Origin of the sequence: Symbiopectobacterium sp. (assembly GCF_051710365.1) — a bacterium.
Taxonomy (GTDB): Bacteria; Pseudomonadota; Gammaproteobacteria; order Enterobacterales; family Enterobacteriaceae; genus Symbiopectobacterium.
The window spans coordinates 1-11,386 of sequence record NZ_JBPETA010000100.1 but is presented as its reverse complement, the minus strand read 5'-3'; the positions used below and the strand labels follow the sequence as shown (position 1 = coordinate 11,386).

General features: G+C 40.7%; 11 protein-coding genes and 2 pseudogenes. 1 reads left to right on the top strand and 12 read right to left on the bottom strand.

Translation table 11 applies throughout. The features are described from left to right. Window positions 1-69: pseudogene (locus tag ACTBDZ_RS10585) on the top strand (surface-adhesin E family protein); the annotation flags it as partial. Between the two features lie 56 nt (window positions 70-125). Here ACTBDZ_RS10585 and ACTBDZ_RS10580 read toward each other — a convergent pair. From ACTBDZ_RS10580 to ACTBDZ_RS10525, 12 genes and pseudogenes are all read right to left on the bottom strand, one after another. Next, window positions 126-815 carry a hypothetical protein gene (locus tag ACTBDZ_RS10580; protein WP_438815280.1) on the bottom strand — a complete coding sequence of 230 codons (690 nt, stop codon included), beginning with the start codon at window positions 813-815 and terminating at the stop codon, window positions 126-128. 31 nt (window positions 816-846) lie between these two features. Then, window positions 847-2,688, bottom strand: a complete 1,842-nt coding sequence (locus tag ACTBDZ_RS10575; RefSeq protein ID WP_438815279.1) for a hypothetical protein — start codon at window positions 2,686-2,688, stop codon at window positions 847-849. A gap of 35 nt (window positions 2,689-2,723) precedes the next feature. Next, on the bottom strand, window positions 2,724-3,350 hold the full coding sequence (gene tadF, locus ACTBDZ_RS10570) for a tight adherence pilus pseudopilin TadF (RefSeq protein WP_438815278.1): 627 nt from the start codon (window positions 3,348-3,350) through the stop codon (window positions 2,724-2,726). Window position 3,351: 1 nt separating this feature from the next. Continuing rightward, on the bottom strand, window positions 3,352-3,846 hold the full coding sequence (locus tag ACTBDZ_RS10565) for a TadE/TadG family type IV pilus assembly protein (protein ID WP_438815277.1): 495 nt from the start codon (window positions 3,844-3,846) through the stop codon (window positions 3,352-3,354). Window positions 3,847-3,863: 17 nt separating this feature from the next. Then, window positions 3,864-4,295: a prepilin peptidase gene (locus tag ACTBDZ_RS10560; RefSeq protein WP_438815276.1), complete on the bottom strand. Its 432-nt coding sequence runs from the start codon at window positions 4,293-4,295 to the stop codon at window positions 3,864-3,866. A gap of 144 nt (window positions 4,296-4,439) precedes the next feature. Continuing rightward, on the bottom strand, window positions 4,440-5,615 hold the full coding sequence (locus ACTBDZ_RS10555; protein ID WP_438815275.1) for a tetratricopeptide repeat protein: 1,176 nt from the start codon (window positions 5,613-5,615) through the stop codon (window positions 4,440-4,442). Further along, window positions 5,603-6,451: a type II secretion system F family protein gene (locus ACTBDZ_RS10550; protein WP_438815274.1), complete on the bottom strand. Its 849-nt coding sequence runs from the start codon at window positions 6,449-6,451 to the stop codon at window positions 5,603-5,605. Before ACTBDZ_RS10550 ends, ACTBDZ_RS10555 begins: the two co-directional genes overlap by 13 nt. Before the next feature lie 7 nt (window positions 6,452-6,458). Next, window positions 6,459-7,361, bottom strand: coding sequence for a type II secretion system F family protein (locus ACTBDZ_RS10545; protein ID WP_438815273.1), 903 nt, complete (start codon window positions 7,359-7,361; stop codon window positions 6,459-6,461). Then, on the bottom strand, window positions 7,358-8,653 hold the full coding sequence (locus ACTBDZ_RS10540; RefSeq protein ID WP_438815272.1) for a CpaF family protein: 1,296 nt from the start codon (window positions 8,651-8,653) through the stop codon (window positions 7,358-7,360). Before ACTBDZ_RS10540 ends, ACTBDZ_RS10545 begins: the two co-directional genes overlap by 4 nt. 61 nt (window positions 8,654-8,714) lie before the next feature. Continuing rightward, window positions 8,715-9,863 (bottom strand): hypothetical protein, encoded by a 1,149-nt coding sequence (locus ACTBDZ_RS10535; protein ID WP_438815271.1) that lies wholly within the window; start codon window positions 9,861-9,863, stop codon window positions 8,715-8,717. A gap of 37 nt (window positions 9,864-9,900) precedes the next feature. Next, on the bottom strand, window positions 9,901-11,235 hold the full coding sequence (locus ACTBDZ_RS10530) for a type II and III secretion system protein family protein (RefSeq protein ID WP_438815270.1): 1,335 nt from the start codon (window positions 11,233-11,235) through the stop codon (window positions 9,901-9,903). A 43-nt stretch (window positions 11,236-11,278) separates the two neighbouring features. After that, a pseudogene (locus ACTBDZ_RS10525) lies at window positions 11,279-11,386 on the bottom strand (IS5 family transposase); the annotation flags it as partial.

The window sequence follows — 11,386 nt, the reverse complement described above, 5'->3', positions numbered from 1 at the left end:
ATGGCGATGGTCAAAGCGCTTAACCGGATCACGCTATTAGGAATGCCGAACAGTATTCGCATCACGTAACAATCGACCCGATGGGGCACAGTCGTTACAAGTTCTGATTTATTCAACAAAGCCACTTAGCGCAGAAAAAAATAGCCGTGGGGAATAGAGGGCGTAGCCGATAGTTTACGCGGTACAGGCGCTCTGCCCCGGTTGCGGTTACTGCCCATTGAAAAATTGTTCAAAGAAAAAATCCCCAGGTGCGTTATCCGCCACAGCAAATAAAGAGAGTATTCACTGCGAATATCCATCTTTCGCTTTAAACGACTAATAACGGAGTAGGCTATATCCTTAAGCCCAGCAGGAATATGACCATGTGTTATTTCCTCCCAATACTGTAACAGTTGTCGCTCGTGTGAATTAAACCTGACATAGGCGAATTTCTCTTTGTCTAAACACCCCAGCCAAGAATGGCTTAGCATAAATAAATCACGATTGGCGATATCTGAAGACACAACGATACAATAAGGACTCAGCACCAAATGTCGCTTCAAGCGTCGTAGTTTGATCATATCGGAAAAAAAAATACGATAAACAATGATATCGCTGTTATTGGCGAGTAATAATCGATTGGTCCTCTCCATCTCATGAAAGGTTTGATTACCAATGACCAGCGCATTACGGTATTCTCCCCTACGCGTTAGCTTTTTCTCGTTGTAGTGATCGAATACATCCACATCAGGATTGCCGTCGAATTTTTTATAAAAAAGATCGCTCAACCCTATATAACGATAATAGAGTGTATCCGCAATAACTATTGTTCTCATATCCCTCCCAAATACGGACGAAGCCTATCGATTAAAAACCACTTTTATCGATAAAGTTTATTTTTTCTTTTTTAGATATTTTTGCCAGTATATTCACTAGATCTAGGTAATTACTCACAGCAAAAGCGTTATCTTCTCCAACACAGAATTTCCGCCAAAATTTAACATTATTACCATCAACCCCATCCTTAGACAATGAAATAAAAAAGATATCTACCCCCACTGTCTTATGGATTTTATTATAATTTAACAAACCCTCTTTTATTCTTTTGCAAATATTATATTTCTCATGAAGCTCTTTGGTCAACTCTTTCGGCCCACCTATGCTATCTTCCCCATCAGTAACCATGATAATGACTTTTTTAGGGTTATTACCCTTCGCGATCACAGGTAACGATCGCAACAAACCACTGCTACTGTCAGTATTTCCTCCAAGAAGCTCCATTTTCTTAAATTGAGAGATAATGTTAGGATTAGAGGTTAATTCAATTAAATAAGAATTCGGAGACTCAACATATCGCGAATATCTAGAAAAATTAGTTATACGCTTTACTTGATGTTCAAGTATTGCCTTTACATTTAACTTTCCCCACGATTGCACAGAACCAGCACACATGTTATTAAACATGCCATCTTTACTATGATAAGGAAAGTAGGTATAAGTAGTTACTGACTTGTCAGAAAACAAATAGTCATCTTTCAAAGTCTCATTGAAATCAATAGTTTTTAAATTTACAACATTAAAATATCGACTTGCTAATATGAATAATTTTTTAGCCTTATCATAATGAAGATTAAATTCTCTACGATGAGAATGCACCTGCAAATTAGCACGAGAATCAGCATCACAGCTATAAGCCTTCGGTGATTTTTCATTTGAATCTTTATTTGAATTTTCATCTACCTGCGGGAGCCTCACACACCACTTTTTATCAACAACCATTTGCTCCATGGTAAGCCTCAAAACAGGTGAGACGATTGATTTATAATAAGATGTGACTATCACATCCTGCTGGTTGATATCCTTATACTTATAATTGAAGTTCTTGTTATACCAAAAGTTAAAATCAATCTTTTTATTGCTAACCTCCGTATAATTTTTTTTAAGCTTACCGACAAAAGAACAGCCAACTTCTTTTCCACCAAAAAGGTCATTTTTACTCAATTTAACAGGAACACCAATATTAAAAGGAACAATACCAATAGTGTTTTTCTCATCATCATTAAGAATGATTTTAGAAAAATTCACTACTGCCTCTTTTAAAATATCATATTTGACACCACCTTTAATATCAGGTTTCACCCCATTAATATCCCAGCCCATTGAGCCAGAAACGTCTACAATAAAAACGAAATCCGTAGGGAGATTCTGTTCCATCGATTTTCTTACCGTACCAGCAGAACTGTCTGCACGAATATGAATATCATCGCTAAATCCAACCTCATTATATTTTTTGAAGATAGGATGTAATGTCGCAATCCCTGATGCATTATAATCAATTAATAATTCTTTTGCATTATCACGGTTCAGACTGACAATAACGTCCAGATCGTTATCAGTAAACGTCACGTTGGGCAGATAATAATTCAGATAGTGGCTCAGAACCTTTTCATTGGCCTCTTTGTTTCCATGCTTAATAGCACATTCTTTATCCGCAACGTAATCACAGCGATCGTTTATCGCAATGGCTAATACCCCCTGATTCATCGCATCTGCCAATCGGGCACGGTTTGACTGGAAATGCGCTCCATCAAGTGCAAAAGAAAAAAACATCAATAACATTGGAAACATAATAGCAAACGGCAATGTCATTGCCCCAGACTCTCTGCGGAATACCAACAGAAAAAAATCAATAGCGTATTTTATCTTCATGACACTCCCTGAAATAATTATCGAACTCCAAAAACTCACCGAGGGATTACCGCGTTACTCACAGAGATATTTCCTACAGATAGTCCAATAGCACCTAATATTTTCAGTAACAAACTATACTGACCTTGAGTACAGAGAGTGACTTGATAAACAGGTAGCCAATGCTCAGTTCGCGTCGACCCAGTATCAGCATGAGAAAAAGGGGAAAGCGGAATACGTTTAGTGAAATCCTTTGCAAACTCTGACTTTGGACAACTGCCATCGGTTACATGAACTACAGTAAACGATATGGGCTTACCTTTTATCTTTTTGTCTGACTTTACATCTTCATCAAAATAGATAGCATCCACATAGAGATTATACTTTTCCCCGATGTGGGATTCAGCCAAGAGCATCTTTGCCAGTAAATCTAACTGATTGACATCATCCTGTGTCAAGATCTCTTTCCCATGATAAAGTACAGTGCGTTCGCGCAACACTGTGGCAAGAGAATGATTGACACGTTCCATATAGCCTTTGTTTAAAAAATATCGACCGTAATCAACTAATAAAAAACAGAGTAGTACGACAGAAAAAAAGTAGAAAAAAAACTCAATCGCTACGCTTCCTTTATCACTTTTTATCTCAGACAGCAATTTTCCATTTCTGCAAAGCGAAGACATATTACAATTCTCCTCGCTGAAATTCCTGAACAAAAGCAACCTTTCTCTTCCATCGCTGTTCAACCATCACTGTCGGAAATAGAAAGAAGAGAGGCTGGTAATGAATATTCACGTGATACAATGCCAACGGCTTTCCAACTGCATGAGTCGATGAGCAATGTTTGCCATTCTCAATTAACGCAGCAATGTCGTCACAATATTGTGCAGACACACTTATCTTATTTTCTTTGGTAAATAATGGCCATACACCTAAACGCTTATTCAAGGCTTTCGTAAAATAAGCGTGATAATCGCTGTCAGGCTGACGAAGCGATGTACGATAGCTGGATTCAGCCAGAATCAAATCCAAGGCAGATGAAATATAAACCACCCGACACAGCTCTGCGAGAAAAAGAAATGCCATAATAAAAGGGATAAAGATCAAAGAAAACTCAAGCGCGGCACTTCCAGTGCTCGAACGATACCATAAAAGCACATTTTTTCTCTTGTTGTTCAATTTTTTATTCCTTTCACTTACACTGCCCACAACAACCAATAGCCAGAGCAAATAGCAACACCATAGGGTACTGTGATGACATTCTGTTTTGAGAACAGTCGATAATATAAACACGTAAGCAGCGTGAGTGGGATCCCTGCCATTCCCGTCAAAAATAGAAAATTACCCATCTCTGTCGTTGAAAGCCCCGTTGATAATGCACATACCAGTTTAACATCGCCTGCACCAATTACGCCGACTATAGATAAAACAAAACCAAGACAAAACAATAGCAACAGCAACAGCAATGTTAAAGAGAGATCTTCAGGATGATGAAAGGCTAATAAAAGTGAGAGAGAAAAAATAAGCAATGTCGTCGCATTGGTAATTTTCCGACAACGAATATCCGTATAACAGACGAACGTCAATATTATACTAATAGCCATTGCCAGTATCCCTTCTACTTTCACTTTACATCATCCCTTAAAAATGCCAGAAGCGTTTATAATCCACTGAATGGTATGGTGTAACGAATCAACAGACGCTCCGGTAATCAACCTAATACAATAAAAACCCGTTTGATGATACAACTCAGAGAATATCCCCGATAAAAACTAGCCGTGATAGAAATCAAACACTAATCTCTCCGGTGCTGATTTCTCAGCCTCAAGGTGAAATACCTTCAACTTATCCATTTTTTTCTTTAATAAGAACTTCACCAAAATGGTATTTTTATCTTTATGTGCAATTGAAATTGACCTTACATTACCGTCTGCCATCAAGTTGTTTCCTATGCGCAATATGTCATCACTCGCCGTCACGCCTTGTAATTCATAGACTATCTGGTTCAGCGCTCTATCACCGAGCTCTTTAACTGCTATTCTTTCTCGTGACTCCATTGCCATGCGGAAATATTTTTCATGTTGTCCCGCCCGCACCGCAATAATCTCGTTATTATGTTCTTTCGATAACGGTAATGCGGGCGTAGCATCTTCGTCATCCTGGCCTTTTTTTATCGATACATCTTGCTTAGCCAACAATTCGCGTTGCTGTAACTGGCGTTGAGAACGGGGCTTGATTTTTGATAACGATTCAAGCAAGCCATCACTAATATCAACGTTCTTTGCTCGATGCAATACCGCTTCAGCTCCCTCAAAATCCCGCATTTTCACCAGTACAAACACTAAATTATGTAATAGATTTTCACCCGTATACCCTCGCGCATACAAGGGTGCCAGATAACCTCTTGCGGTAGGATAATCCTCTTGCATAATGGCCAGCATCGCGAGGTTATTAATGACTTTATCTTCATCAACAAAATGCGTTCGGGCTTTATCGAACGATACTTTGGCGGCAAGATAATTGCCCTGCTGCGCCAGCAACACGCCTTGCGTGTTTAACGCTTCCCCATTTTCAGGGTTTTTATTCAAAGCCGCCCTAACTTTGTCAAGCGCTTCAGCAATGTGTCCTTGTTCCAGCAAATTCTTGCCTTCAAGTAACAGAATATTCTCATCGGGATTATCGACCAGCAAAGGCGCTAAATAATGCCTTGATGATTCATAATCCATCGCAGAGTGGTAATGATTTGCCAAAATATACCGTGTTTTTTTATCCTCTTTTCGATTTAGTTTTTCACGATATAACTTAATTAGCCCTTGAAAATCATTCATCTTGGTAAGAATAAACTCCTTCTGCTCCTCGTCAATAGCATTGTGATTTCCGCTTTTGGTAACACATCCTTCGAGAAAAAAAACTGAAAGTAATAATAAAACATGAACTAATTTCCCCATAATGCCATCATCCCTATCAAACCTGGTCCGACAATTATTGCCAACAATGGAAACATAATAAAGCCAATCATCGGCATGGTCATTTTGGCAGATAAGCTTGCCACTTTTTCTTCCATAGCGAGTAACTGTATATCTCTCATTTCCTTACCTAAAGCGATTAACATTTTATAAATGGATGAGCCAAAATTTATGCTCTGCTGTAATGTAGTACAGAACATTCTCACTTCATTACTGGCTATCTCTTGATAAAGTTGTTCCAACGCGGCATTGATTCCACTAACCTCTGTTTTTAGCATGACACGTTCCAGAATTTTGGCAATATCCTTATTAACATGCTTAGTGTTATCACTAATATATCGCATAGATTTTTCAACCGTCATTCCAGACTGAATACAAACCGCCATCATATCAATAATAAAAGGTAAATCGTTTGATATGCTTTTTAACCGTTTTACGATAATACGTTTTTTGACCACGTCAGGTAAAATAATGACTGATACACTCAGGATTAAAAAACAAATGAGTAAAACATTCATTGACACCTGGAGGATACCACTTATGTTCAGTAAAAATAATACGCCTCCAAGCGTAACGACGGTTAGCACTTTTAGTATCACATTTTTATCTAACAATGATGCAATCGAAATCAAACGGCTTGATTTTATCAAAATCTTCTCAGCATGCGATGCGTTATCCTGGTTTTCAGTATCATTCAATGAATGTTTATATACATTCAACAACATTAATGATTTGTTTTTATTCTTGTCTTTAAAAAAATGGATGAGAAGTCCACCCAGGCCCAGAACCATCATGAGCAGTGAAAACAGATAAAACATAATTCACCTATAACTTATTCATCATTAACCAAAGGATAAAAATGCCCGAGAAAATGCTGCCTACCGCATAATAAAGTATAAATTTACCCATTGGATCATAAAGCAATACAGCAAAACTGTCTGGAGAACTGTACTTTATGAAAAAGAAGAAAAAAATCGGAATGGCCGTTAATATTTTTACAGACATTCTTACTTCAGATGTCATGGCCAATTTTTTTCTATCAATAATTCTTCCATTAGAGATCATGGTTGCTAACCGCGTCATGACGTCCTTGATTTGCCCTCCCCCTTTCATATTCACCAAGACAGTGACAATAAAAAAATAATACTCCCTATAAGGTAAACGTCGATACGACTCCATCAAAACACTTTCAATATCCTCACCAATTTCAAGACGCTGAGATATTTTTCTAAACTCTTCTCCAACAATACCTGCAATTTTCTCACCACACTGTTCAATGCCGAGCATCACTGAATTCCCAGCGCTAATAACGCTGTTAATAATATTCAACGCCTCTGAAAATGTGGTTTCGAATGCTATTCGCGCCGCTTTTTTACTCCGTTGAAAAAGTATATACAATGTCAACAACAACATGAGCGGCGATGCAATAAGTAAATCAATATGTAAATACTCCAGGCTACTATAAATGCTTACCCCTTGAACAGCGAAGACAACCAAACCATTTTTTAACGCCAGGTCATACTCTTTACCTAGCAAATAACGAGAAATATCACTGAAAAGTGCCACCAAATGTTGCCATAATGCATGCTGCTTAAGTTGGTGGGTTAACTTGTTAGTTTTCGGTACAGTAGCAACGTGACGTAATCGTTGAATATTTTTTTTCTTCCGATGCTCGAGCACGAGTTGGACCAAGCCAAGCAGAAGCATGCTTATGAAGATAAAGATCATGGTAATTTATTTCCGAACAGTTGCTTCAAGGGCTCTTGCATATCATGGATTATTGCCTTTTGGTATACGGTTGAGCGCTGTAATAGACCGTAAGAGGTAAAACTTCCCTGAATTGCCCCCGTTTCAGAGCGTTCAGCCTGCGCGGAATAGCTGAAGATATCTTGCAAGATAATGTTATCGCCTTCCATACCCATTACTTCTGTAATGTTAATCACTTTTCGTGAGCCATCAGGCAAGCGCGATACCTGAACAACGATATGGATTGCCGACACGATATTGCGGCGGATTGCTGCAAGGGGAAGTGCCGCGCTTGACATCATGACCATACTTTCAAGACGCGCTAAGGCATCACGCGGTGAGTTGGCATGCAAGGTTGACATGGAGCCATCATGGCCGGTGTTCATTGCCTGCAACATTTCGAACGTTTCTTCTCCCCGGCACTCCCCGATAATGATGCGATCGGGCCTCATACGCAGTGCATTGACGACGAGATGACGCATAGTAATCTGGCCTTGGTTCTCGGCACCGGCCATACGGGTTTCCAGCCTGACAACATGCGGTTGCTGTAAACGCAGCTCAGCTGCATCTTCCAGCGTCAGTACCCGCTCGCCTTCATCGATATAATGGGACATGGCATTTAGCAGGGTTGTTTTCCCAGACCCGGTCCCGCCAGAGACAATAATATTTACGCGACAGCGACTCGCGATGACCAGGAAATTCGCCATCATCTCATTCATACTGCCGTACTCAATCAGATTGGCCAGCGTTCTCTGCCCGGAGCCAAACTTACGAATTGAGATCGAAGCACCATCCAGTGCAACAGGCGCGATGACCACGTTCAGGCGACTACCGTCAGGCATGCGCGCATCGACCAACGGTTGCGAGTCATCAACGCGGCGCCCCACCCGCGCAACCAGTCGACGGGCAATATCAATCAACTGCTCGTTGCTGATAAAACGCTTATCGACTAATTCCAATTTCCCCGCTCGCTCAACAAAAATACGTTCAGGCCCATTAACCAGAATGTCACTGACACTTTCATCTTCCATCAACTCACGCAGCGGTCCATACCCCGTAATCTCATCGGCAATAAGCTCGCTTAAGCAGTTGCAAACCCTGCTTGAAAGATATTGTCCTGCTTTATTCATCACGCGTTGAATGGCGTCGTTAACTTCTCGCAACAGCGCATCGCGCTGATTTTTTAACTCATCAATACGCTCTAAATCGATATTTTTAAGCACCTGCTCGCGGAAATAGAGCAGTGTGCTGGTCATTTCAGTTTCAATATTCATCACCTTTTCCCTCTTTCACTTGTTCTGTTTACCACCGCTCAGATATCAAAAAGACCAAAAATCACACGACCGCATTTTGACGCGCAGTACGACGAAAAGTCGGCAGGGAAAACAGAACCTTACGAGAGGGCTTAGGGTCCAACGACTTGCCTAACAGGTGAGCAGCAAGTCGATAAAGTGAACTCTCTGAGGAGAGTGGATTATGATGAACGTTGTAGGCATTTACGCTAAAAATAGCGAGCCCGAGATACTCTTCAATATCAGCATTAACAAGCTCATCCGTATTTTTGGGATGACTCTCGTTTAAACACAGAAAAATACGCGTTTCTTTCAGTGGGTTTGCCAGCAAGAAACGTTTATGCTCTTCAAGTATATTTTTCGCCACACGCAATGAGGCTAACGCCCGTGAAATCACCAACACAATGACATGGGACTGCATAAATACCTGTTCCAGTTGCTGTTCGAGGTGTGAATGAATTCCATGATCAAAGAAAGCCAGATTATATCGATTAAACGCGGTATCCTCATACAGCCATGCTGCGTCGCACGTTTCCATCTTTACCGACTGATGAGCGGTAAGATCGGCAATGCTGCCGTCGCTGGGTAATGCTTTAGCTAACAATAAATCCAAATCCCGACTGCCGCTGCAACCCTGCACCAACAGCATGGGTATTGAGGTCAGCATTCCCGCGGCCTTAAAAAGCTGATGCGCCACAGTGGATGCTCCTGCCCCTCCCTTGCATCCCAGAACGCTGATTTTCATCGTCACTCGGTTATGCGTAGCCGGAATAGGGTCACGAATCAGGTCGGGCAATTGCGCTAACTGTGATCCAATATGCCGATAGTTGGTTCCTGCCATCATCAACGCATGTGCAAAGCGAATTGAGTCATTATTGCCCACCAGAATCGGTTTTGCCGAAACCGGGATGAGTAGCGCAACCATCTGCATAATAAGTTCAACATTATCCACATCACCAATATCGACAATAACCGCGACGGCATTGCTGGCAGCTGGATTATCATTCATAGTAAAAAAATCCGCTTCATGCGGTATGACATCAGCTAAATTATGCATTAACAACCGACTGACGATATCAGACATCACATCAGGTCGTGGTGAAATAATTAAAATGGGCTGTGCAAATTTTTTCTTCTGTGACTTCACAGTTGTATTTTTATTATTCGATTTGGTATCAAAAAATAATTTCATGCGAAACTCCAATGTATAGCGCCCTGGTTTATCATGACTATTTGGCAAAACCACCGCGTTCCATAAAACTGCGGGCATCACTGGCAAGCCGTCCTTCACGGGTATTTTTATCTACACCACTATTAAAAAATAATTGAACGGATGAGCTACGGTGATATTCAGGTAACTGAATTTTCTGTCGTGATGCCGAAGACACGGGTTTAACCAGATCGACAGTCGCAAAGACCACCAATTCTGTTTTATTTCTTTCCGTGTGAGATTTACGCGCCAGCGCCCCAAGAATAGGAATATCACTAATGAAAGGGACCTTGGTCAGTGATTCCACATCCTCTTCATTGAGTAAGCCCCCAATCACAAAGCTATCACCATCAGCCACTTCGATCGTAGAGCTGGAACGCCGCGTTTTTATCTGAGGTATGCTGTAATTATTGTATGCATAACTCCCAGAGACACTGCTGATTTCGTTAGAAACCAACAATTTTATTTTCTGTTTTTTTTCAACTTTGGCAGCAACGTTTAACCGAATACCATACTCTTTATATTGCACAGTTGTACCATCTTTGCTTTGCACTAAAAGCGGGATTTCTCCACCAACTAAAAAGCTGGCCACTTCACCGGACAACACCGTAAGATTAGGTTGCGCTAGCACCCTAGCCAAACTGTCGTTATTAACAGCACTGATTGTGGTACTGATATTTTCTGCATCGAATCCACGTTTGAGGCCAATCAAACTGAAAACTCCAGAATCATTAACAGCCCCATTTCCTTTAATCAGTCCACTAAAGGTTAAATTACTCCATTCAATCCCTAAAGTGTCTGTGAATTTTTTACTTACCTCAACAACGCTGAGCTTTACGTTAACTTGATTGGATGAGGGTAATTGCAATCTGTTTATTACATTGCTATAGACTTTATTTGTCATAAAGAAAACTTCTGAACTGTTATGATCTTCAGAACCATGTTTTACCTTCAGATCTCGGCTTTCCTTCCCTACGACACTGCCCACTAACTGATATACCGCCCCACGGGTTTCCTCATCGGGCACAGTCCCCGTCAGGATATAAGATTTACCTTCACCGCTGATAAAACTCTTAACCACCACCTGACTACCGGGAAATTCAAGCACAATGCGCTGATTGATATCCCCCAGGAATGAATCAACATTTATTTGTAAATCAGCTAAAATTTTTGTGTCAGCATCATAGGCAGTGACCTCTGAAATACCGGGCACTTTCGCATACAATACGATGGTGTTTTCATTCAATACTTTATAGTCCGCTACTGAAGGATCTGAGATAAATACCGTATTAACACGCCCTTTGGTTCGTAATGTTTTTGACTGCCCAGGCTTTAAAAAGAGTTGATCAGCCATTGCGGTTAACGGACACAATAAAATCAGTGCTAGGCTGTGTCCCTTAATTGCGTAACCGGTGGTAAAACACGCGGATGCAGCCCAGTTTCACCATTGCTAGATAGTTTCTTGCCGTTTTTTCATAACGTGTGGCGATCCGTCGATATTCCTT